Genomic DNA, 23,012 nt, shown 5'->3' with positions numbered 1-23,012 from the left:
TCAAAGGAGCAAGCTCCTTCTCTGTTCGCTCGACTTGCATGTATTAGGCACGCCGCCAGCGTTCGTCCTGAGCCAGGATCAAACTCTCCATAAAAAGAAATTTGATTAGCTCAAATTGTTTTGCTGGCATCATGTTTGATGTCCAAAATTGTGTTTCGTTCACCAACTCAAGGTTAGTTACTAAAAACTTTATTGATTACGTTTTGCTTGTTCAGTTTTCAAGGTTCATTTTGCTGTTGTTTCATTTCAACAACTTTTATAGTATAACGTTTTTCGTTTTCGTTGTCAACTCTTTTTTTAGAAGTTTTTCAACTTCTTCTCAAAAGCAACAACTCTTATATAATATCACTCTACATTTTCGATGTCAACATATTTTTTAATGTATTTTCGAATCCGCTTCGTTTCTTGCGTTGTCTTAACGACAATTAATAATTTATCATGATTCCAATAGAATCGCAAGTGTTTTTCGCTATAAAATTATCTTTTTCTATGAAAATAGAATTAGTAAGCTATTTTACGTTTTTTCGAGCACTAAATAATTCTTATAATCTTCTAGCTATCACTTTATTTGTTTTACTATACATCTCTTTCTCATAAATCTCAACAAACTAAATAAGATGATATCAAAACTAACCCTTTTTAAAGAACACTCTAACAAGCTCTCCCTCGAAAAACATCAATGATCACACATATTGTAACGCACCATTGCCCTTACAAATTACTCAATTGCGAAAAAAAGGAGCCAAAGTGTTCTCCCTACACCTCGACTCCTACTTATTCATGTTTGTTACTTCTTTCACTTTCTTGTTCTGCTACAGAATAACAAGAAAAAGGAAATCCGAATAAGATACAATATTATGTTCCCTTTTCAAATACAGTTTGTTTTTAAATAAAATCTAAAAATCTACTAATTTAATTATTTTCTTTATCAACTATATCTAGGCACCAAGTGAAATTATCCCACGCCGAATACCAACCGCTGAAAATTTCAGAGGAATCATCCCAACGGACATCAAATTTCTTCTGACCATCTACATCCACTAAATATAAAGTAAGATTTGGATCTGACTTAGAAACTGCTAATTTCATACCATGTTCAAGCTCTTCTTCAGTTAACAGGACATCTGAAACTGATCGTACTTGTGCCTGTTCAAATACTTGTTTGTTAAAGATTTTATAATTCATTATAGGCCTCCAATAAAACTTTTGATAATGTCTATTTCTATTTAATCTGCAAATTATAGAACTCTAAAAGTATACCTTATATTCATTCATCATTTAAATACTCTACTTAATTCTTTCTAATTTATTTCATCGCAGAAGAAGCAAAACAGGAGTCTCAGTGCTTCTTCTGCACCTCGACTCCTGCTTATTCAAGATAACCTTTTAAAACTACTATTTAGTAGTATGGCGCATTGTTGGGAATAATAATACGTCGCGAATTGATGGTGAATTTGTAAGAAGCATGATTAAACGGTCGATACCAATACCTAATCCACCTGTTGGAGGCATACCGTATTCTAATGCTTCAATGAAATCGTTGTCCATTTCGTGTGCTTCATCATTACCAGCTGCTTTTTCAGCTAACTGAGCTTCAAAGCGCTCACGTTGGTCAATTGGATCATTTAGTTCTGTAAAGGCATTTGCATGCTCACGTCGAACGATAAATAGTTCGAAACGGTCAGTGAAACGCTCGTCCTCTGGGTTTTTCTTCGCTAGAGGTGAGATTTCTACTGGATGACCATAAACAAATGTAGGTTGAACAAGAGTCTCCTCAATCTTTTGCTCGAAGAACTCATTAATAATATGTCCTACTTCATGAGTTTCTTTAACTTCTACCCCATGTTCTTTAGCAAGTGCTTGAGCTTGCTCCTTAGTCATTGGTTGCCAGAAGTCTACACCTGTAGCTTCTTTTACTGCATCTACCATATGAACTCGTTTCCAGCCTACAGCAAGATTAATTTCATCTTCACCGTATTGAACTGTAGTAGTACCTAAAACTTCTTGAGCTACATGAGCAATAAGGTTTTCAGTTAGAGACATAATATCTTTGTAGTCTGCATAAGCTTCATACAGCTCTATCATTGTGAATTCAGGATTGTGGCGTGTTGAAATCCCTTCATTTCGGAAAACACGACCAATTTCATATACTTTCTCTAGTCCACCAACAATTAGACGTTTCAAATGAAGTTCGATTGCAATACGCATATATAATTCCATATCAAGTGCATTATGGTGTGTAATAAACGGACGAGCCGCTGCACCACCAGCAATTGTATGAAGCATTGGTGTTTCTACTTCTAAATATCCTGCATTATCTAAATAATTGCGAATAGCACGGATAATTTTTGAACGTGTAATGAATGTTGTTTTACTATCCTCGTTCGTCATTAAATCTAAATAACGTTGACGGTAACGTTGTTCAACATCTTGTAAGCCATGGAATTTTTCTGGCATAGGGCGTAATGCTTTTGATAGGAATGTAAATCCTTCAGCTTTTACTGAAAGCTCTCCTACTTGTGTTCGGAATACATTACCACGAATACCTACGATATCGCCTAAGTCAGCTTGTTTAAATAATTCATATGCTTCTTCGCCAACATGATCTTGACGAACGTAAATTTGAATTTGGCCACCTAAATCTTGAATATGGGCAAAGCCAGCTTTTCCTTTACCGCGTTTCGTCATAATACGACCCGCAATAATTACTTCTTGAAGGTTTTCTTCTAGTTGCTCTTTTGTTTGATCTGCAAATTGATCACGTACTTCTGTTGATAAATGCGTACGTTCAAAACGACTACCAAATGGATCTTGACCATTTTCTCGAATAGCCGTCATTTTTTGGCGTCTCACCAAAAGCTGATCATTTAATTCTTCTATGTTTGACACTTGTTTCACTCCTTATTAAATTGTCCGCGTTGCGTTTACGTCCATAATATTTCTATTGTACACAATTTTATTGCTGTAATCATCTGTTTCGATTTAATTTCCATAAGAGAAAAAATGATTAATAATTCTAAAAATTAAAGTTGGTAAAAAAAGAGACGTCTCCGAACGAACGGTGAGACGTCTCTTTAATGTAATTAATTATGCCTCCAACGGATGTTTGGACACCCACTTAAATAATTAATTCTTTCGCTTCTGGTACTATTAATTTAGATTCAAGCTCTTCATAGTCTTGTACAATTCCATTTAATAGCGCACGAAGTTCTACCGCAGTTTCTGTTTGATTAATCGCTTTACGCGCTTTACCATTACCGCGAATACCTTTTAAATACCACGAAGCATGTTTACGCATTTCTCGTACCGCCACAGATTCGCCTTTTAATTGCATTAAGCGTTCAAAGTGAAGCAAACACACATCAATTTTTTCACGTACACTAGGCTCTTCTTTCAACTCACCAGTCTCAAGGTATTGAACTGTACGATAAATCATCCATGGGTTACCCAGAGCAGCGCGTCCAATCATTACTGCATCCACCCCAGTTGTATCAAGCATACGTTTTGCATCTTGAGGCGTTTCTACATCACCATTACCTAGAACAGGAATTTTTACATTTCCCTTCACTTGACGAATGATATCCCAATTTGCTTTTCCTTCGTACATTTGTACACGTGTACGGCCATGAACAGCTATTGCTGAAGCACCAGCACGTTCGGCAGCTTGTGCGTTCTCAACAGCAAAGATATGCTCGTCATCCCAACCAATACGCATTTTTACGCTGACAGGTTTTTTTACCGCATCTACAACAGCCGCTACCATTTCATATAATTTATTTGGATCTAAAAGTAAACGAGCGCCCGCTTCACATTTAATAATTTTATTAACTGGGCAGCCCATATTAATATCGATGATATCTGCAGTTGTGTTTTCATCTACATACTTGGCCGCTTCCACTAGTGTTGTCTTATCACCGCCAAAAATTTGCAATGAAAGTGGATTTTCACGCTCATCGATATAAAGCATGCCTAGTGTTTTTTCATTCTTTTGGACAATCCCTTTATCGCTAATCATTTCTGCATATACTAACCCTGCTCCGAACTCCTTAACAGTTAAACGGAAAGCAGAATTACAGATTCCTGCCATTGGCGCTAATACGACACGGTTGTCCATGACTATATCGCCAATTTGAAACGGATTCTTAGTTGTCTGACTCAACGATGTTTCCCCCTTCTATAGGCCTTCACCTATTTCTATATATATCTATCGTTAATGCAATACAATCAAATATGCCCCGGCATAATTACGTCCGGAGGCTTTAACTTATGGATTAAAACTTAATTAACGGACTGCATAATTTTCAGTTCAGCTGATGCTTGCCATAAAGTTACGCCTTCCGCTTCACAATCCATCTGTTGCATTATGCCATGTGCCCTTTGCAGCTGATTTCCTACTGGCGCAGGCGTAATTTCTATCAGTGGTACTAATACGAAAGCTCGCTCGTACATTCTTGGATGTGGAACAATTAAGCTCTCTGTTTCAATATTTTCGTGATTGTAGAGCAAAATGTCAAGGTCAATGATTCGCGGGCCCCATCGAAATTCACGAACCCTCCCTAGTTCATTTTCAACCCATTGGCAAATTTTTAGCATTTCGGAAGATGAATAACTCGTTTTAATATGCACAGCTATATTAAAAAAATCTGCTTGGTCAGTGTAGCCGACAGCAGCTGTTTCAAAAACTGAAGAAATTTGTACAACTTCAATTTCCTCTTTACCTTTTAGAAGCTTAATAGCATGCTGTAGGTTTTCTAACCGATCTCCCATATTTGTACCAATCGATAAATACACATCATTCATTAGTATTCACCTCTCGTTACCTCTACCGATACTTCTTTATAATAGCCATGGATTGGCGGGTCTGGTTTAATAAGCTCCACGCGAACACCCTTAACCTTTTCTGAGTATGTCTCTAAAATACTATTGGCTATTTTTGAGACAAGTGCTTCAATAAGCTTGAACGGCTCACCTTCTACGATATCACGGCATAACGCATAAACCTCTGCATAGTTCACCGTATAATTTAAGTCATCAGTCTCCCCAGCCTTTGTCATATCTACAGCAAGTGAAACATTTGCACGGAAGCGTTGGCCGAGTGTTGTTTCCGCTGCTAAAACACCGTGATAGCCGTAAAACTGCATATCTTTTAAATGAATAAAGTCCATTACGCTTCCTCCTTATACGAACGCTTACCAACTAAAATATCAGCCATATGTGTAGCTCGCGCCATTTCCTTTACATCATGTACACGAATCATATGGCAGCCTTTTTCAATACCGTAAACAACAGTTGCTCCTGTACCTTCTACACGCTCCTCGACAGGTAGCTTTAAGACGTTACCAATCATTGATTTACGCGAAGTCGCTAGCAAAACCGGATAACCCATTGCTACTAAATCTTCTAAATGCTGCATCATTTCTATATTTTGAGCGGTAGTTTTCGCAAAGCCTATGCCAGGATCTAAAATAATATGATTGTCTGGTATACCTGCATTCCGTGCAATAACAATACTCTTCTCTAAGTCAGCCTTTGCAGTCATCCAGAAATCAGTACCATAATCAGTGTTGTCTCGATTATGCATTAAAATAATCGGTACATTTAAGTCTGCAGCTACCTGAGCAATCTCAGGTTCAGCTTGCGCTCCCCAAATGTCATTAATAATATGAGCACCCGCTTCAATGGCTGCACGCGCTACGTTCGCTTTATACGTATCCACTGAAATAATTGCTGGTACTTCAGCTGCTAACGCTTGGATAACCGGTACAATTCGTGCAATTTCATCCTCATCAGAAATACGTTCGTAACCTGGCCGTGTTGATTCCCCACCAACATCAATAATTTTAGCGCCTTCAGCTACCATTTTTTTCGCTTGTGTAACAGCAGCTTCAACGTTATTGAACTTTCCTCCATCTGAAAATGAATCCGGAGTGACATTTAAAATACCCATCACAAAAGTTTCTGCTGTATAGTCTAACGTGATCCCATTAATAGTTAATGGTGTTGTATATTTTTCTAGCATATTAACTCTCCTTCTATTCTTGTCCCACTTCATTGACAAATGCTTCATGTAAACGCGAATAAACAGGCCCTTTATTGCCTAATAACTGCTTGCTCTCTAAGTTAAGAATTGGAACAAGCTCTTGTATAGAGTTCGTAATAAAGCACTCTGAACTTTGCTCTACATCCTCTTTAGTATAGAAACCTTCTTTTACCTTAAACCCTAGAGATTGCGCTCGCTTAACTACCCACGCTCGGATAATACCGGGTAAAATACCTGTCTCTAAGGAAGGCGTATATAGTATATCATCTTTCACCCAAAATATATTTGATGTTACACCTTCAGCAACAAAGCCATCTTCCGTTAAAAAGAAGCCCTCTTGTTGCGCCAGAGATGGCATCTCAAAACGTCCAAGAACGTTATTGCCATAATGGTGCGATTTCACTCGAAGCCCTTTTTCAGGAGTATTACGGGGCGTTACAAGCCATTGTGCGTTTTTTTCCATACCTCGAGGTGTATCATGTAATTCTTTGCGAAAAACAATAACATTCGGTTGTCTATATTCTGTAGGCTGTAAACCGATACTATGCTCTCCAGCTGAGACATTTACTCGGAAATACCCATCTTGTCTATCGGCCTGTTCATTTAATAGCTGAACAACCTTCAGTAAATCCCCGTCAGTATACGGCATATGAATACGATATTGAGAAAGTGCGGTTTGTAGCCTTTCCATATGCCCTTCCCAGCAAAACACCTTGCCCTTATACGTTCTGAACGTTTCAAAAAAGCCTAATCCATATAAAAATCCATGATCAAATGGTGAAATGCGCAAATCCTGCGCAGCTATGTAGTCTCCATTCATCCAGCACAGCATTTACTTCGCTCCCTCAACATACAAATCTATAAACTGGCGTAAAAGCTTTTTACCTTGCTCCGTCATAATCGATTCAGGATGGTATTGCACTCCCTCAATTGGAAAGTCCTTATGACGAATGCCCATAATTTCTCCTTCTTCTGTCCATGCCGTCACTTCAAAACATGCTGGTAATGTTTCCTTTTCTACAATTAGAGAATGGTAACGGGTAGCTGCAAATGGATTTGGCATCCCCTTATGCAAACCTATTTCAGCATGCAGCACGGGTGATGTTTTACCATGCATCAAACGCTCCGCTCGTATAACATTCCCTCCGAATACTTGGGCAATGGCTTGATGACCAAGGCAAACGCCTAAAATCGGAATATTTCCCGCGAAATACTTAATAATGTTCAGACTTTCACCCGCTTCATTTGGGCTACATGGCCCTGGAGAAATGACAATCATGTCTGGTGCAAGCTGCTCAATATCTTTCACCGTTAATATATCATTTCTTTTTACCACTAATTCATGACCAAATTCGCCAAAATACTGTACTAAGTTATACGTAAAAGAATCGTAGTTATCAATCATTAAAATCATTTTGCTCGCTCCTCTGCCATTGCCTTTGCCTGCCACATCGCCTTCGCTTTATTTAAAGATTCTTGGTATTCTCTTTCCGGAACAGAATCAATAACAATACCTGCTCCTGCCTGAATATGTGCTACTCCATCTTTAACAAATGCTGTACGAATAACAATATTAAATTCCATATCCCCCGTGAAACCTAACCAGCCAATTGAACCCGTGTATAACCCTCGTCTTACTGGTTCTAATTCTTCAATAATCTCCATCGTACGAATTTTCGGCGCACCTGTTATTGTTCCACCTGGGAACATGGCACGGATAACGTCTGCATTGGTTTTCCCTTCAGCTATTTCCCCTCGCACATTGGAAACAATGTGCATTACGTGTGAATAGCGTTCAATCACCATGAACTCATCTACTTCAACCGTCCCATATGTAGATACTCTTCCTAAATCATTACGCTCTAGATCAACAAGCATTACATGTTCAGCACGTTCCTTATCGTTATCAATCAATTCCTGCGCTAATGCTAAATCCTCTGTCTCCGATTTCCCTCTTGGTCGTGTACCAGCAATCGGTCGAGTAGATAACTCTTTACCATGACGCTTCACCAATAGCTCTGGTGAACCAGAAACGACTGCAAAATCGGGTGCTTCTATATATGCCATATAAGGCGAAGGATTAAATGCACGTAACGCTTCATATACATCCATTGCAGTTGCGTTTAACTTTTTGGATTGACGTACCGACAAATTCACTTGAAATACATCACCCTGCGCTATGTATGTTTGGATTTTACTTACTGCTTCCTCAAAAGCAGTCCCAGCAAACGATACTAACAATTCACTTTCGTCATTTACTATTTCTACAGCGTTTGTTTTTTCAAATTTACGTGTAAGCATTCCTTCTTGCGCTGCCCCTTGCCACACATTAGCCCATTCCTCCAAATCTACATGACAATCAGCTAACTTCATAAGCGTTACTTTATTTGTTTTCACATCGTGTACTGCCCAGCAATCAAATAGATAAAAATAGATATCTGGTATATGTAAATCATCTACAGCAGTATTAGGTAACGCTTCAATTTTACGAGCATAATCGTATGCAACAAACCCGATAGCTCCACCTTGAAAAACAGGAAGCTCCGCATTATATGAAATGTGATAGTTCTCCACTAACTTCTCTAACAAAGCAAGAGGTTCACCGATTAAATTTTCAGTCTCACCATTTCTCCAATTTACAAGCAAACCATTTTCGACCGATTGTGCTGTAGCTAGTGGATTCCAAGCAGCTATTGTAAAATGTCCTCCGCGTCCACTTTCTAAAAATACATGTGCTTGTTCTGCTTCTGTTTGCTTCTTATAACTATAAAAAAACGAGTCTGTATCCATCGATATTGTTTTCGTCAGTATTGTCTTCAAGTTGCTATTCCCCTTTATGTCATATGATGTGATTCCATCTTAACTTGAATATTGCTTTGAAGCGAATATTTTTCAATAGTCTCGCCCAATTTAATTGCTGAATATTTCTACATCAGAATCGTTAAGAACCAACGCGTTACATCCTACAAGCGAACTCGAGGATGTAGCACTTTAGCCCAGACACCTTCGTTTCTTTATCAAATAAAAAAAGACTCCTCGTTAAAGGAGCCTTGACCGTACAAATAATTAGATTAGTCTTCGAATTGATATAAAGGTGTTGATAAATAACGTTCCCCATTAGAAGGAACGATTGCAAGAACATTTGAGCCCTTACCTAAACGTTTTGCTGCTTCAATAGCAACGTGAATTGCTGCACCTGATGAAATACCGCATAAGATCCCTTCTTCGCGTGCTACTTTACGAGCTACCTCGAAAGCAATCTCATTCTCGACTGGGGATACAGAAGAATACACATCTGTATCTAACACTTCAGGTACGAAGCCAGCCCCGATACCTTGAATTTTATGTGGCCCTGGTTGACCGCCAGAAAGCACTGGTGAATCTTTTGGCTCAACAGCAATAATTTCAATATTTGGGTACTTCTCTTTTAGCACAGCACCTGCACCCGTAATTGTGCCGCCTGTACCAACACCAGCAACAAATGCATCTAATGTTAAACCTTCAAATGCTTCTACAATTTCTGGACCAGTTGTTAAACGGTGAACAACAGCATTAGCTGGGTTCGTGAATTGTTGAGGTAAAAAGTAGCCATGCTCAGCAGACAATTCTTCCGCCTTAGATATTGCACCTTTCATACCTGCTGGTCCAGGTGTTAATACAAGCTCTGCACCATACGCACGTAATAAGTTGCGACGCTCTAAACTCATTGTTTCTGGCATTACTAAAATAGCTTTATAGCCTTTAGCTGCAGCAATCATCGCAAGACCAATACCTGTATTGCCAGAAGTAGGCTCAATAATTGTACCGCCTGGCTTTAATGTACCGTCTTTCTCAGCTGCTTCAATCATCGCTAAAGCTAAACGGTCTTTCACTGAGCTACCCGGGTTAAAATATTCTAATTTTACATAAACAGTACCTTCATTTTCACCTGTTGCATGATTTAATTTAACAATTGGTGTTTTACCAACTAATTCAGCCACTGAGTTCGCTAATCTACTCATTTATATCCACTCCTAATCCCTACTAATTTTATAGGTTTTACTTATTTTTGATTTTATCAATTTTTCCATTCGATTGTCAATAAATATAACTTATATTTTCAGAATATTTATTGCAACTACTAGGCTAAACAAAAAATCTGCTCAATATCCTAGGGTAGCCTTTACTCTGTTGACGCTAAACGTCCGCAGGGGTTTCCCTGGCTCACTTTTCCCGCAGATATCTTGCAGATTCTTTAACTTATTTCAGCAAATTTTTTGTAGCGAAAGCGAAGTGAAAGATACAGAAGTCTCCCACCTCTATAGATGGTGAGCTGAAAGAAGTTAATGCCTCCGGCGGATGTCACAGAATCGGAAAGGAGTTCTTTGTGCAAGCACAAAGCCGATTCCGGACGCAATTATGCCGAGGCATAATTGATACTCATTTCAGAGCATCTATTATTTACTTTTTTTTGCTTCTCCGTAATACCAAGTTGCATTGAATTCAGACCAAAATGATTCCGGCGTAACATGTTGTGGCAATTGCTCTAACGCAAGCTCACGTTCAATATGTTCTTTCACATCGTCATATGTAAAGGATTGTCCTTCTGTTATCTCTTGAACTTGTACAATTCCGTAATGACCGTTAGCAAGCTTAAATGCTTTACTAACTTCACCTGCTTTTAAATCCTTTACTGCTTTTAAGATGGCAGGGTCGACATTTTCCTGTTTTTCAGTGAGGAAGCCAATATCTCCGCCTAAACTAGCTGACGCACTGTCCACTGATACTTCCCGTGCAAGCACCGAAAATTCAGAAGCATCTTTCATTTCACTTAATGCTTCCTCAGCAGCTTTTTTTGAATTCACTTCTATAAAATTCGTTCTATAGCTTGTTTTCGTATTGTACAGTGCCTGATTTTCCTCGTAATATTTTTCAATACTACCTTCTTTTATAACCACGTCTTTCGTCAGTACTTTATCCAAAATAAGCTGTGAGCGAATTTTTTGTCGCAGTTGCTCTGATGAAAGGTTTTGCATTGCAGTATCAAATTTATCTTGAGCAGAACGCATTAAGGCTAATTCTAAATCAATCTCCTTATCAGATACTTGTATTTTAAACTTTTTAGCTGCCTTTTCCATCACAGATTCATTCACTAAATTTTGTAGCGTCTCTTTACCATAGCGTTCTTCCATGGCAACCATCCACTCTTGACGTGTAATAATATCCCCATCAACGGCAGCGACTTGCTCGTCGCTACCAATTTCCTGGTCTTTATTCGGGATTAACCAAGTAATAAACCATAAAATATTTCCTAATAATAAAATTGCAATAACTGTTAAAGCAGGTTTTGTCTTAAGACGGCGTTGCAATAAGGGCGTTTGGTTGGGTGTTGCAGTGGATAAAGGTCGTCGATTACGCGTTGAGCTCATCGATAAATCCTTCTAACTCTTCTTTTGAGAAATGATATGTTTCTAAACAGAAATGACATTGTGCCTCTGCTTCGCCATCCTCTTCAATCATTTCTCGGATTTCCTGTGTTCCTAACCCTAAAATAGCTGCACCAAATCGCTCTTTTGAACATTGACATTTAAATTCTACAGGCATGGAATCTAAAATTTGTAGATGACCGTTTCCTAATACAGCTTCTAAAATTTTCTCCGGTGTAAAACCTTTTTCAATCATTTTTGAAACAGGCTCTATAGTAGCAAGATGCTGCTCAATTTCATTGATTGTTTCTTCCTCACAACCTGGCATTAATTGCAGGATAAAGCCACCGGCTGCAAGAATTGTATTATCAGGATTTACTAAAACCCCTAATCCAACCGATGAAGGCACTTGCTCTGATGTAGCGAAATAGTAAGTAAAGTCCTCAGCAATTTCACCTGATACAATTGGCGTTTGACCAGAGAACATGTCTCTTAAGCCAAGATCTTTTACGATTGTTAATGCACCCTCTGTTCCGACACCTGCTCGAACATCAAGTTTACCGTGCTCGTTTAAATCGAAATGAACGTGAGGATTTGTTACAAAGCCACGTACTTCACCATGCGCGTTACTGTCAATTACCATTGGACCGATTGGACCGTTCCCCTCAATTTTAACAGTGATTTTTTCCTCACCTTTTAACATAGCACCCATCATCACGGCAGCAGTCATAGAACGACCAAGGGCTGCCGACACAACAGGCCATGTATTATGACGACGTTGCGCTTCTCCTACAGTTGCTGTTGTACAAGCTGCAAAAACGCGAACCTGTCCGTTGAACCCTAATCCTCGTACTAAATAGTCTTTCATAAATGAAATGTCCCTCATTTCTTATTGATTACGTTTATATAGCTTATATAAACCTTTTAATGTTAAAAACGGGTCAACTACATCAATAGCTTGCGTCTCCCCAGCAATTAAATTTGCCAATCCTCCAGTAGCAATTACTAAAGGCTCTTCCTTACTTTGTGCTTTCATGCGATTAACAATTCCCTCAACTTGTCCAACGAAGCCGTAAAAAATTCCGGCCTGCATCGCAGATACGGTTGTCTTTCCAACAATATGTGTAGAGCGCATTATTTCAATACGTGGCAATCTAGCTGCCTGTGTATAGAGCGCCTCTGTTGAAATCGAAATACCCGGAGCGATAGCACCGCCCATATAATCGCCCTTTTCGTTTAAGTAACAATATGTTGTGGCAGTACCAAAATCAACAATAATCAAGGGTGCTTTATAAACGTCAAGAGCTGCAATAGCGTTTACTATGCGGTCTGAGCCAACTTCACGCGGGTTTTCATATTTAATATTCAATCCTGTTTTCACACCCGGTCCTACAACGAGCGGTTTTTTACGAAAATACTTTTGACACATCGCTTCTAACGAAAACATTATTGGTGGTACAACAGAGGATATAATAATACCTGTAATCTGTTCAAATGAAATGCCTGCATGATTAAAGAAAGACAATACTTGCATTGCGTATTCATCTTCTGTTTTATGAAGGTCTGTCACCATACGCCAATGGAAGGCCAATTGATCGTTGTCATCATAGACACCTAATACGATATTCGAATTTCCTGCATCTAAAACTAAAATCATGGTTGAAGCCTCCTATTTATTGCCCCTCATCGTAATTGTACCTGTCACTATGCGATTGATACAACTAAAACAATGCATACTCATGCACAAAAAATCGAATTAAACACTTTAGAAAATGATACCACACTTTTATTCCTACGAAATAGCATTCATTCTTACTCCCAAAAGGAGCCACCCTCATATTAGGCAGCTCCTTACATTTTATTTAAAATTAAATTTTCCTGGGTCTGGTCCGCAACGTAGTCCATCATTTAGTGCGTCTAACTGAGCCATTTCTTCCTCTGCTAATGCAAAGTCAAAGACCGTTAGATTTTCTGTCATACGTGCAGGTGTCATTGTTTTTGGAATAGTGACTACATCATGCTGAACATCATAGCGTAACACAATTTGTGCTGGTGTTTTGCCATATTTAGAAGCCAGCTTCTGAATCAATGATTCTTCCAATAAAGTACCATTCATTAGTGGTGACCACGCTTCTACTTGTATTCCTTTTTCCTTACAATATGCACGAATTTCCTCTTGAGTTAAGTGCGGATGAAATTCAATTTGATTAATAACAGGAACAACTGATGTTTCCTTTAATAAATTTTCTAGATGTTGAACATGGAAGTTACTAACGCCAATTGAGCGTACACGTCCATCCTGATAGATTTTTTCAAGCGCTTTATAAACATGAATATAATTTGTATCTATACCCGGCCAGTGAACTAAATATAAATCTAAATAATCTAGTCCTAATTTTTCTAAACTACTATCATAAGCTGCAAGTGTTTCTTCATAGGAGAGTCCATCATTCCAAACCTTTGATGTTACGAATAGTTCTTCACGTGTTACTAAGCCCTCGTCAATCGCTGCACGAATTCCTCGCCCAACACTTTCTTCATTGCGATATACTTGAGCTGTATCAATGCTACGGTAACCTTTTGCAATAGCTGTTTTTACTGCCTCAGCCAAGTCATCCCCTTCAGGTACTCGAAAAACGCCATAGCCGATTAACGGCATCTCTAAACCATTATTCAATGTTACATTTCCCACGTTACAACACTCCTATCTATTTTGGTCCTGAAAAATTTAAGAACCTATATACGCAGTTGCGTAATATAGATTCTATCGTAATACCTATTACCGAAAAAAGGCAAAGAAAAAGACTGCTTACTAAAATCGTAAACAGTCTTTCCGTATTAATCACGCTTTTCATCGATACCTTTTAGTGTATCATTCGGCTCTCTGCCCTCTTTAGGTAAATCAGCTGTTGTTGGATCCGGCTCATTGCTAAGTAATTCTTTTTTAACAGCCTGTTCACCAACTACATCTAATATTGGTTGAGCTTCAGCTTTAGTAGCTTTTTCTACAACCGTTTCTACCTCAGGTTCCGGTAAGACACCGTGATCTCGTAAATGCTCGATTTCTTGCGCATTCAATGTTTCTTTTTGCATTAATGTATTAGCAATTAAATCAAGTAAATGACGTTTTTCAGTTAGGATTCGTTTAGTACGCTCATATTGCGAATCGATAATTTTTTGCATTTCCTTATCAATTTCATAAGCGATTGAATCAGAGTAGTTTTGATCTGAATTAAAGTCACGACCAAGGAATACATTCCCACCCTGACTTGAACCAAACTGCATTGCACCAAGATTTTCACTCATACCATATTCAGTGACCATTGCACGTGCAATACTTGTTACCTTTTGGAAGTCATTATGTGCCCCAGTAGATACTTCGCCAAGTACGATTTCCTCTGCCACACGACCACCAAGAAGTCCTGCAATACGGTCTAATAATTCTTGTTTTGTTGTGAAGAAACGTTCTTCCTTCGGTAACATAATCGCGTAACCTCCAGCTTGGCCACGAGGGACGATCGTTACTTTGTGTACTGTATCTGCTTCATCTAGCTCTAAACCAACAACTACGTGGCCGGCTTCATGGAAGGATACAAGTTTCTTCTCTTTTGCTGAGTAAACACGGCTAGCTTTTGCTGGACCTGCAATTACTCGGTCAGATGCCTCATCGATATCTGCCATATTAATTGTACGTTTACTTTTACGAGCAGCTACAAGTGCAGCTTCATTTAACAAGTTCTCTAAGTCGGCACCTGAGAAACCTGGTGTACGTTGTGCAACAGCAGCTAAATCTACTGTATCTGATAAAGGCTTGTTGCGCGCATGTACTTTTAGAATCGCTTCACGACCTTTTACATCAGGGTGTCCTACTGTAATTTGACGGTCAAATCGACCAGGACGTAATAACGCTTTATCTAAAATATCTGGACGGTTTGTTGCAGCGATAATAATAATACCTTCGTTTGCTCCGAAACCATCCATTTCAACTAACAATTGGTTCAGTGTTTGTTCACGCTCGTCATGGCCACCACCAAGACCTGCGCCACGTTGACGACCTACTGCATCAATCTCATCAATAAAGATGATACAAGGTGCATTTTTCTTTGCATTTTCGAATAAGTCACGAACACGTGATGCACCGACACCGACAAACATTTCTACGAAGTCAGAACCTGAAATCGAGAAGAATGGTACGCCTGCCTCACCTGCTACTGCTCGTGCAAGTAATGTTTTACCTGTACCAGGAGGACCTACAAGCAAGATACCCTTTGGAATTCGGGCACCAATTTCAGTAAATTTACGGTGATCTTTTAAGAAGTCAACAACCTCTACAAGCTCTGCTTTCTCTTCATCAGCACCCGCTACATCTGTAAAACGAACTTTTTTCTTCTGATCGTCATAAAGTTTGGCTTTACTTTTACCAAAGCTCATCACTTTATTACCGCCACCTTGAGATTGACTCATTAGGAAGAAGAATAAGAAAATGATAATGATGAAAGGGATAATCCCTGTAAAGAACTGAATCCATCCACTTGTTTCTGGCGCTGTTAAATATTTAATATTACTATTCTTATCCTTAGCAGCCTCATCGATGCGGTCCATTAAAGATTGGTTATTGGTAGGGATGTTTACAGTAAAGCTTTCCCCTTTTTCATACCCCTTCATTGTACCTTCAACGATGTATACTGATTTATCAGGTTGAATTGTAGCACTTGTTATTTCTTTCTTATCTAGAGCTTCTTGAAACTCAGGATAAGTTAACTCTTTCGTTGGCGCATGTCCACCGTTGAAAGTACCAAAAATACCAATAATCACTAAGAAAATCAGTAAATAGAATATGGTATATCGAAATATTCGATTCATCTCCAGCCTCCTCATTACAAACAGAAAAATTATAAGTAAAATCTTAACATATCATGATTTCATCATACAACGAAAAGCCCTACATAAAAAAAGTTTCGTCCGAATTTTGTCGAAATCGAAAAATATTTATGCATTTTTTTTACTATGTTCCAACGTTGTTCTTCGCTGGAGACTCACTTTTCATAACTGGTGTTCTTTCATCAATTAGAAAGAATAAACTTCCGGCTTTAAAATACCGATATACGGTAAATTACGATATTTTTCTGCGTAGTCTAAACCATATCCTACAACAAAACCGTCCGGTACTTTAAAACCAACATAATCAGCACCTAAGTCCACTTTTCGACCTGATGGTTTATCTAACAATGTAACGATTTTGATGGATTTTGCTTTGCGGTATTTAAATAAGTCAACTAAATAGCTTAACGTTAAGCCGCTATCAATGATATCCTCGATGATTAATACGTCACGTCCCTCAACGCTTGTATTTAAATCCTTTAGAATTTTAACTTCTCCTGATGAAACTGTAGCATTGCCATAGCTAGAAACATCCATAAAATCTAGCTCAATGAAAGAATCGAAACGTTTCATCAAGTCTGTCATAAAAGGCATTGCCCCTTTTAAAACACCCACAGCTAACGGAAATGAATCTTTGTATTCCTCTGTCAATTGTGCCCCTAACTCAGCGATTCTTTCTTGTAATTGTTCTTCTGTAATCATTACTTTTTCGATGTCATTTTGTAACATTGCGATTCCTCCTCGTGTTTTTAAAAAAATGTTCAACCATTTGCGGTGAAATTTTACAAAGACCTTAGTCTACGATGAGCACTGTATCATCGTTTGGTTGCGGAGAGATTGAAAAAAACATTCCCATACGCACACCAATTACCGCTACGACCTCATCAGATTGAGAAATCAGTAACGGCCAGCTATTTCGCTCATTTAAAGGAATCTTTTCATCTATAAAAAGGCGAGATAAGCGTTTTGGCTGACCCATTCCTTTTAACAGTATTCTGTCCCCTTCCTTACGCGCCCTAACATAGAGTGGAAGCTTGAGTTTGCTAGCGTTAAAATAAAAAAGTTGTGCAGTATCCGTCAGCATTTCAGACGATAAATCCGGCAACTCGACTACGCATAAACGTTCACCATTCGTCAGTGTTGTCCACCCATTAGCAGTCGAAATAATCTTTTTCTCAGGAGAAGCTTGACCTTCTAACGGCTCTTTCTTCTGAATCATTAATTTTCCGTAACGTCGAACTGCTATAAAATCTTCAGGCAAGTGAACTTCAGCATACCCTGCTGTCGTATCACAAAGCTTTGAAATTGAAGTCAATAAAGCATAACTTTGTATCGTATTTGAATCTTTGTAAAGATAGTTTAATAGTATTAAAATGAGCCTCCTTTGTAAAGCAAGTGGTACCAATTGAAGAGCCTTAATTTCCATGCTATATGTATTTCCGTCTATTCTTTTTACTGTTTTAGAAAATACATCCTTCGCCAATGTCATTAAATAGGCATCGTCTTCTTGCAATTGTTTAGTAAAGTGGGTTACCTGCTCTGTTACTCGTGGGTTTTCTGCCTCCAACAATGGCACCACATGATGCCTAAAACGATTGCGTACATAGGTGTCCTTAGCATTGCTAGCGTCTTCCCGATAATCTAAACCTTGCTTAAGTAAATATTCCCTTATTTCGGACTTTGTAACCGTTAAAAACGGACGAATTAATGTTTTTCCTTCAAAAATACGTTGTGAACGTATACCTTGCATACCATTTATCGTTGCATTTTTTGTCAGGGCCATTAATACTGACTCCAGTTGGTCGTCCGCATGATGTGCAGTTACAAGCTTGCTAGCATTTGTTTTTCCCATGACCTCTTTAAAATATCGATACCGTTCTCTACGACAAATAAGCTGTGTATTCCCATTTTCTAAAGCCATAATCTCTGGTATTGGAATTGCCTTTGCATATAAGTATACACCATACTCATCACAATATTTTTGGACAAAAGCTCTATCCTCAGCAGATGCTTCACCTCTAAGCATATGATCCACATGTACGGCTTCTACCGTAATTCCCCATTGCTCTTTTGTTTTGACAAAATAATGGAGTAGAGCCATCGAATCCACTCCACCCGAAACGGCGATGAGAAGATGGTCGTCTTGCTGTAATAATTGCTCTTCTTCAATAAATTTTTTGACCTTTAATTCAAGTGACAAACGCTTCTCCTCCCCTTTTCGTTCTTTTTATGATGAATTACTCATAGAGTGTTGAACTGGCCTAAATACAGCCCATGTAGGTACAACGTGTGTAACCTCCAGCATCAGTACAGTGCAATCGTCTTCAATAGCATAGTAAGATTGGAAAGATTGCATAATCATCGTTAGTTTTTCCTGGATAGTTTTAGTAGTGCCTGCTACCTGCTGCGCATACGCTAAAAAAGCCTCTTCTTGCTCGTCCCAATCATCAATACTTGAAAATAATCCATCAGAGTGCATCAAAATCACATCGCCCGCTTTAAGCTTTCTTTTTTCAGCCTCGACTGCTGAAATGGATAAAAAGCCTACTGGCGCTGCATTACTTTCAACCTTCAGTACCTCTTTCCCACGTAAAATATACGTAGACATTCCCCCAGCCTTCCACGACCATAAATCACCGTGTTGTAAATCGACAAGTGCGAAATCAAGTGTTGCATACATATCATTTTGTTGCTTTAGGGACATGACGTAATGCAACGTATGCATTGCAGTCTCTGGGTTCATATTGTAATTTAAACATTCTCGCATTAAATGTATTAACTTTCTACTCTCATGCTGTGCTTCTTTACTCTGACCCATACCATCTGATAATAAAATCGCAAATAGTCCTGGATGTAATTGAAATAATGCATGAGAATCACCCGAATATAATGTCGCATCTTTAGACATGCTATATATATCATACTCTACTTCAAAGCTAATAGCTGATCTAAAGCTTACTTGAATGTGACGAAATGGCATATCACTTGCTACTACTTTTTCAATTTCAAATGGTTCTTCAAAAATGTCATATAAAATTGGCAATATCATCCGTTCAGCTAATGTTGTGTCTTCCTCCCAATTGACTCGTGCTGGTGCTAAAGCACAGACAATTTTTCGCGCTCCCGGCTTATTACTTAGCACATCTAGTTGAAAACATTCAATATGTGCATCCTTTAATCGTTGGGTTATGTCCTTTTCCACACTAACGAATGAAATAGTCTCTTCTTTCATCTCCGCTATTAATTGATTTAGATGATTACTCATATCACGTAGCTGAAGTGCAATCATTTTCTTGCCATGGAAATACTGGCCATTAATACGCTCTCTATACAGCTCCGTTTCCAATTCTTCGAAGATTTTCGTTGATTTCACGCATTTATAGCGGATTTGTTCTTCGACACGATGAATACCAGAATCCTTTCCAACGCCTTTCATATGAAACCAATCTGTCATAAGCTTGTCCATTCCGTTATTTTGCGCTCCCCAACAGCGATCATAGCGGAAACAGCTTAAGCATGTATTCATTGGTGACACTTCCTTCGCCTCTTCTATTGGGGCTGTCATAAAGCGCTCAAACACAAGCTCCTTCATAAATTGTACAAAATGCTGAAAATGCTCTAATTTAAACGTAACATGCTCTGTTAACCAATTTTGACGGGCAAGTAAGACCTCCTCACGCTGCGGAAACAGCTTGTCTCGCACCTTATCAGAATATTTTTTCGGGATGGTTAAAAAAACAATACTCCCAACAGCAATCGATGTAAAATGAACGCTATCTAACGGCAATGTTGCATCGTAAAATAAAAAAAACACACTTGGCAAAATACTACCAATTGCTACACCAAATCTTCCAACGCGAGCTCCCATCCCTGCACATAATCCTGTTAAGGTGGCTACAGACAACATACCCGTAAATGAAAGTTTTGCAACACCTATGAGAGTCCCGAGCACAGCTCCGATAACCGTCGCTAATGGTACACTTCCTACTGATGCACCGAAGCAAATTAATAGTTGTAATAAAAAAAGGGGCAGTGAAAAGTAGCTAATGACAACTGCTTGCATCCCTGTAAGCATAGCAGCAAATACAACTAATCCAGAGCCTAGCTTCTCATAAGTCCAATGACTCGTAAACCATTCATAGGAATTGATAAACAACACTTGCATAAACAGCGTCATAATAAGAGCTAAAGCCGCTTCACAACCTACATAAAATTGAACAAGCACAGGTGGTAAACCTTGATACATAACTCCCTGCCACATTATCTGCACAAGTAGTACCGATAAGGAGACTGCTATACTTTGTGGTAGCTGCCAATAACGGAAGCGCATGACACATTCATACATGACGATTTGCAATGCTAAAATGAAGACTTGTCCAAGACCAAGGAAAAAACACCCTATCAGACTACCGAACAAAACATATTTGGCATATTCCTTATACTTCGTTCGAATAATTGCCCAAAAAGGAACCGAGAAAGGTACTGCCGCTTCAAATACAACAGACTGAGCTAAAAAGAAGGATGTTAAAAAAAATAAAGAGCCGATTAGCAATTGCCTTTTTCTCACTCCTAATTTTTGTTCGTCTACATTTGCCGTGTTATACCATTCAATACTCGTCATTTCACTATCCCCTTTCAGCACTTTTGGAGCTATTATAAGAAATTATGTATGGAAAGATTGTCTGACGGTGACAGAAAAAAATATAAACATTTCGACGAATACATATGCATAAATACGAGAAATGGCAACAATTTCTACAAAAACTATTAGCTACCCAAGATTAGAAGCATCTCTTTCTATGTGATAGGTTTTAAAAATTAAGAAAATTCCAATAACCGAGTTCTACCTTCTTTACATGAGATACGTTACAATATCTATGCCCCAAAAGGTCTAGTGTGTATTCAGCATTACTTTTTCATCGGACGTGCTCCCTATTTCGTCAAAATACTGTAGTCAGCAATTACGCTGATACTTTTCTACTTAAGAACAAAAAGTTTGATAAATTTCCCATTTTAAGAAAGTCCCTCTCTTTTCGTTAGCAAATCTTTAAATAATTTATAAAATCATATATTTTTATTAATTTTTTTAAAAAAACTACTTGACGTTAGTAACAAAGGCTTGTATTATTTAACTTGTTGTTAAAAAGAACGCGGAAGTAGTTCAGTGGTAGAACACCACCTTGCCAAGGTGGGGGTCGCGAGTTCGAACCTCGTCTTCCGCTCCATAAACTCAATGGCGGCCTAGCTCAGCTGGCTAGAGCGTACGGTTCATACCCGTAAGGTCGGGGGTTCGATCCCCTCGGCCGCCACCATAGTAGGCCCCTTGGTCAAGTGGTTAAGACACCGCCCTTTCACGGCGGTAACACGGGTTCGAATCCCGTAGGGGTCATCTCAAATAGGCGTCTCAGAATAATTTCTGAGGCGCCTATTTTTTTGCAGGTTGGCAGTACCTTTTAAGCTTTAAAGTTGAATACTAGAAATATCACATTTATTTAGGAAATGCCCGATAACGGTTTCATGACCAACTTCCCGTTGTTGTTATTGTTGCTGTCGCTTCGCTTTCGCACAAACAAAAACCCTTTGTTGCTGTCGCTTCGCTTTCGCACATAAAATAACGGTTGCTCCTAGCGTCTCATCGGAAAGCGGCCTGCCGAAAAGAAAGTCACCCCCACATTATGGTGATGCACTAAAAAATATGGCATACTAATAATGAAAAGAGCGTGTTGACTAGGAGGTTTATTCCCTTTGAGTTCATTAACTAAAGCTGCTTTAATTTGCGGAAGTGGCTCTATGATTATACTCGTATCCATTCTTATTAATTTACCTTTTGCCGTACAAATATTTTTACTCCTCACCGGTTTAGCGGTTAGTGTATATGGTGTGTTTTTACTCGTCAAAATGGTTGTTAATCCAACCGAAAAGACTTCAGAAACACTCACTGAACAAGCACCCGCGCCAGCTTCTAAAAAGAAGAACAGACCGACATCCACGTTATAAGAAAATCCGTATAACCTTACTGGTTATGACTGATAGCTAGACAATATATAAGGGGTGCCAATTTTCTTTGAAGTTTTTGGGGATTATATTATCCAAGCATTAAAAAAGGGATTAGCTTTATTAAAAAGCTAATCCCAACTCTATTTAATACACTTTTTCTACGATTAAAACAGTCAGCAAACTACCCTCTTCTAGCTCCGCGACCACCGCGTTTTGACTCTGTAGCACGTTTAAGTGTCGCTAGACGTTCATCACTATCTTTTAAGAATCGTGCCATTTTTTGCTCAAAATTCTCTTTTGGCTGATGACGATCGTTGCGATCATTAGAACGATTATCACGACGTGGACGTGCTGGACGCTCTGGTCTCTCTGGTCTCTCTGCTTGAGGCTTTGCTTTACGGATTGAAAGACCGATCTTTCCGTCCGCTTCAACATTCATCACTTTTACTTCAACTTCATCTCCAACTTTTAGATGCTCATTGATATCTTTTACATAATTGTCAGCAACTTCACTGATGTGTACTAAGCCTGTTTTGCCATCTGGCAGCTCAACGAATGCTCCAAAATTTGTGATTCCTGTTACTTTACCTTGTACCTTGCTGCCTACTTCAATTGACATAAAAAAAATGCTCCTCCTTAAAAATTAAGCGACCCTTTTGAGTCATGTAATCAATTTAATCAAACTTTTT

20 protein-coding genes, 3 tRNA genes and 1 rRNA gene are annotated in these 23,012 nt (G+C 38.7%); 4 read left to right on the top strand and 20 right to left on the bottom strand.

Going from position 1 to position 23,012, the window contains the following annotated elements; translation table 11 throughout:
* The 19 genes from ACFVT8_RS23380 to ACFVT8_RS23290 form a co-directional block, all read right to left on the bottom strand.
* Window positions 1-94: ribosomal RNA gene (locus tag ACFVT8_RS23380) — 16S ribosomal RNA — on the bottom strand; the annotation flags it as partial.
* A gap of 818 nt (window positions 95-912) precedes the next feature.
* Window positions 913-1,185, bottom strand: coding sequence for a hypothetical protein (locus ACFVT8_RS23375; RefSeq protein ID WP_387086103.1), 273 nt, complete (start codon window positions 1,183-1,185; stop codon window positions 913-915).
* Between the two features lie 210 nt (window positions 1,186-1,395).
* Entirely contained in the window at window positions 1,396-2,898 is a 1,503-nt protein-coding gene (gene lysS, locus ACFVT8_RS23370; protein WP_387086101.1) for a lysine--tRNA ligase, read from the bottom strand.
* A 220-nt stretch (window positions 2,899-3,118) separates the two neighbouring features.
* Window positions 3,119-4,159, bottom strand: a complete 1,041-nt coding sequence (gene dusB / locus ACFVT8_RS23365; protein WP_387086098.1) for a tRNA dihydrouridine synthase DusB — start codon at window positions 4,157-4,159, stop codon at window positions 3,119-3,121.
* Window positions 4,160-4,278: 119 nt separating this feature from the next.
* On the bottom strand, window positions 4,279-4,800 hold the full coding sequence (gene folK / locus ACFVT8_RS23360) for a 2-amino-4-hydroxy-6-hydroxymethyldihydropteridine diphosphokinase (RefSeq protein ID WP_387086095.1): 522 nt from the start codon (window positions 4,798-4,800) through the stop codon (window positions 4,279-4,281).
* Window positions 4,800-5,165, bottom strand: a complete 366-nt coding sequence (gene folB, locus ACFVT8_RS23355) for a dihydroneopterin aldolase (protein ID WP_387086092.1) — start codon at window positions 5,163-5,165, stop codon at window positions 4,800-4,802. Before folB ends, folK begins: the two co-directional genes overlap by 1 nt.
* Window positions 5,165-6,019, bottom strand: coding sequence for a dihydropteroate synthase (gene folP / locus ACFVT8_RS23350; RefSeq protein ID WP_387086089.1), 855 nt, complete (start codon window positions 6,017-6,019; stop codon window positions 5,165-5,167). The genes folB and folP overlap by 1 nt, the downstream gene beginning before the upstream one ends.
* A gap of 13 nt (window positions 6,020-6,032) precedes the next feature.
* On the bottom strand, window positions 6,033-6,872 hold the full coding sequence (pabC, locus tag ACFVT8_RS23345) for an aminodeoxychorismate lyase (protein ID WP_387086086.1): 840 nt from the start codon (window positions 6,870-6,872) through the stop codon (window positions 6,033-6,035).
* Window positions 6,873-7,454, bottom strand: a complete 582-nt coding sequence (gene pabA / locus ACFVT8_RS23340; protein WP_387086083.1) for an aminodeoxychorismate/anthranilate synthase component II — start codon at window positions 7,452-7,454, stop codon at window positions 6,873-6,875.
* Window positions 7,451-8,830: an aminodeoxychorismate synthase, component I gene (gene pabB / locus ACFVT8_RS23335; protein ID WP_387086106.1), complete on the bottom strand. Its 1,380-nt coding sequence runs from the start codon at window positions 8,828-8,830 to the stop codon at window positions 7,451-7,453. The genes pabA and pabB overlap by 4 nt, the downstream gene beginning before the upstream one ends.
* Before the next feature lie 281 nt (window positions 8,831-9,111).
* Window positions 9,112-10,041: a cysteine synthase A gene (gene cysK, locus ACFVT8_RS23330; RefSeq protein WP_387086080.1), complete on the bottom strand. Its 930-nt coding sequence runs from the start codon at window positions 10,039-10,041 to the stop codon at window positions 9,112-9,114.
* Between the two features lie 435 nt (window positions 10,042-10,476).
* Complete coding sequence (locus ACFVT8_RS23325; protein WP_387086077.1) at window positions 10,477-11,448, bottom strand: peptidyl-prolyl cis-trans isomerase; 972 nt, start codon at window positions 11,446-11,448, stop codon at window positions 10,477-10,479.
* Window positions 11,432-12,313, bottom strand: a complete 882-nt coding sequence (gene hslO, locus ACFVT8_RS23320) for an Hsp33 family molecular chaperone HslO (protein WP_387086074.1) — start codon at window positions 12,311-12,313, stop codon at window positions 11,432-11,434. The genes ACFVT8_RS23325 and hslO overlap by 17 nt, the downstream gene beginning before the upstream one ends.
* Window positions 12,314-12,334: 21 nt before the next feature.
* Entirely contained in the window at window positions 12,335-13,102 is a 768-nt protein-coding gene (locus tag ACFVT8_RS23315) for a type III pantothenate kinase (protein WP_387086071.1), read from the bottom strand.
* Window positions 13,103-13,303: 201 nt separating this feature from the next.
* Window positions 13,304-14,137, bottom strand: a complete 834-nt coding sequence (locus tag ACFVT8_RS23310) for an aldo/keto reductase (protein WP_387086068.1) — start codon at window positions 14,135-14,137, stop codon at window positions 13,304-13,306.
* Window positions 14,138-14,283: 146 nt separating this feature from the next.
* Entirely contained in the window at window positions 14,284-16,308 is a 2,025-nt protein-coding gene (gene ftsH, locus ACFVT8_RS23305; protein ID WP_387086064.1) for an ATP-dependent zinc metalloprotease FtsH, read from the bottom strand.
* 204 nt (window positions 16,309-16,512) lie between these two features.
* Complete coding sequence (gene hpt / locus ACFVT8_RS23300; RefSeq protein WP_053485337.1) at window positions 16,513-17,055, bottom strand: hypoxanthine phosphoribosyltransferase; 543 nt, start codon at window positions 17,053-17,055, stop codon at window positions 16,513-16,515.
* A gap of 64 nt (window positions 17,056-17,119) precedes the next feature.
* Window positions 17,120-18,526 (bottom strand): tRNA lysidine(34) synthetase TilS, encoded by a 1,407-nt coding sequence (gene tilS, locus ACFVT8_RS23295; protein ID WP_387086061.1) that lies wholly within the window; start codon window positions 18,524-18,526, stop codon window positions 17,120-17,122.
* 27 nt (window positions 18,527-18,553) lie between these two features.
* Window positions 18,554-20,947, bottom strand: a complete 2,394-nt coding sequence (locus tag ACFVT8_RS23290; RefSeq protein ID WP_387086058.1) for a SpoIIE family protein phosphatase — start codon at window positions 20,945-20,947, stop codon at window positions 18,554-18,556.
* 529 nt (window positions 20,948-21,476) lie between these two features.
* Between ACFVT8_RS23290 and ACFVT8_RS23285 the strand changes: the two genes are divergently transcribed.
* The 4 genes from ACFVT8_RS23285 (at window position 21,477) to ACFVT8_RS23270 (ending at window position 22,323) form a co-directional block, all read left to right on the top strand.
* Window positions 21,477-21,551 (top strand) — tRNA-Gly (locus ACFVT8_RS23285).
* 10 nt (window positions 21,552-21,561) lie between these two features.
* Window positions 21,562-21,638 (top strand) — tRNA-Met (locus ACFVT8_RS23280).
* Window positions 21,639-21,643: 5 nt separating this feature from the next.
* A tRNA-Glu gene (locus ACFVT8_RS23275) sits at window positions 21,644-21,715 on the top strand.
* A 356-nt stretch (window positions 21,716-22,071) separates the two neighbouring features.
* A complete protein-coding gene (locus tag ACFVT8_RS23270) occupies window positions 22,072-22,323 on the top strand; it encodes a hypothetical protein (protein ID WP_387086055.1) in 252 nt (83 codons plus the stop codon).
* A 181-nt stretch (window positions 22,324-22,504) separates the two neighbouring features.
* Here the strand turns inward: ACFVT8_RS23270 and ACFVT8_RS23265 are convergent, their stop codons facing one another.
* On the bottom strand, window positions 22,505-22,942 hold the full coding sequence (locus ACFVT8_RS23265) for a S1 domain-containing RNA-binding protein (RefSeq protein ID WP_008180281.1): 438 nt from the start codon (window positions 22,940-22,942) through the stop codon (window positions 22,505-22,507).
* Between the last annotated feature and the right edge of the window lie 70 nt (window positions 22,943-23,012).

The sequence above is a fragment of the Lysinibacillus sp. NPDC058147 genome, from assembly GCF_042884205.1.
In the GTDB taxonomy this organism is placed as follows: domain Bacteria; phylum Bacillota; class Bacilli; order Bacillales_A; family Planococcaceae; genus Lysinibacillus.
This window is presented reverse-complemented; position numbering and strand designations above follow the sequence as displayed.

Excerpts from the sequence above, each read along its gene's own strand:
- ACFVT8_RS23375 (WP_387086103.1), bottom strand. The coding sequence starts at position 1,185 with ATGAATTATAAAATCTTTAACAAACAAGTATTTGAACAGGCACAAGTA.
- folK (WP_387086095.1), bottom strand. The coding sequence starts at position 4,800 with ATGAATGATGTGTATTTATCGATTGGTACAAATATGGGAGATCGGTTA.
- folB (WP_387086092.1), bottom strand. The coding sequence starts at position 5,165 with ATGGACTTTATTCATTTAAAAGATATGCAGTTTTACGGCTATCACGGT.
- folP (WP_387086089.1), bottom strand. The coding sequence starts at position 6,019 with ATGCTAGAAAAATATACAACACCATTAACTATTAATGGGATCACGTTA.
- pabC (WP_387086086.1), bottom strand. The coding sequence starts at position 6,872 with ATGCTGTGCTGGATGAATGGAGACTACATAGCTGCGCAGGATTTGCGC.
- pabA (WP_387086083.1), bottom strand. The coding sequence starts at position 7,454 with ATGATTTTAATGATTGATAACTACGATTCTTTTACGTATAACTTAGTA.
- pabB (WP_387086106.1), bottom strand. The coding sequence starts at position 8,830 with ATGGATACAGACTCGTTTTTTTATAGTTATAAGAAGCAAACAGAAGCA.
- cysK (WP_387086080.1), bottom strand. The coding sequence starts at position 10,041 with ATGAGTAGATTAGCGAACTCAGTGGCTGAATTAGTTGGTAAAACACCA.
- ACFVT8_RS23325 (WP_387086077.1), bottom strand. The coding sequence starts at position 11,448 with ATGAGCTCAACGCGTAATCGACGACCTTTATCCACTGCAACACCCAAC.
- hslO (WP_387086074.1), bottom strand. The coding sequence starts at position 12,313 with ATGAAAGACTATTTAGTACGAGGATTAGGGTTCAACGGACAGGTTCGC.
- ACFVT8_RS23315 (WP_387086071.1), bottom strand. The coding sequence starts at position 13,102 with ATGATTTTAGTTTTAGATGCAGGAAATTCGAATATCGTATTAGGTGTC.
- ftsH (WP_387086064.1), bottom strand. The coding sequence starts at position 16,308 with ATGAATCGAATATTTCGATATACCATATTCTATTTACTGATTTTCTTA.
- hpt (WP_053485337.1), bottom strand. The coding sequence starts at position 17,055 with ATGTTACAAAATGACATCGAAAAAGTAATGATTACAGAAGAACAATTA.
- ACFVT8_RS23290 (WP_387086058.1), bottom strand. The coding sequence starts at position 20,947 with ATGACGAGTATTGAATGGTATAACACGGCAAATGTAGACGAACAAAAA.
- ACFVT8_RS23265 (WP_008180281.1), bottom strand. The coding sequence starts at position 22,942 with ATGTCAATTGAAGTAGGCAGCAAGGTACAAGGTAAAGTAACAGGAATC.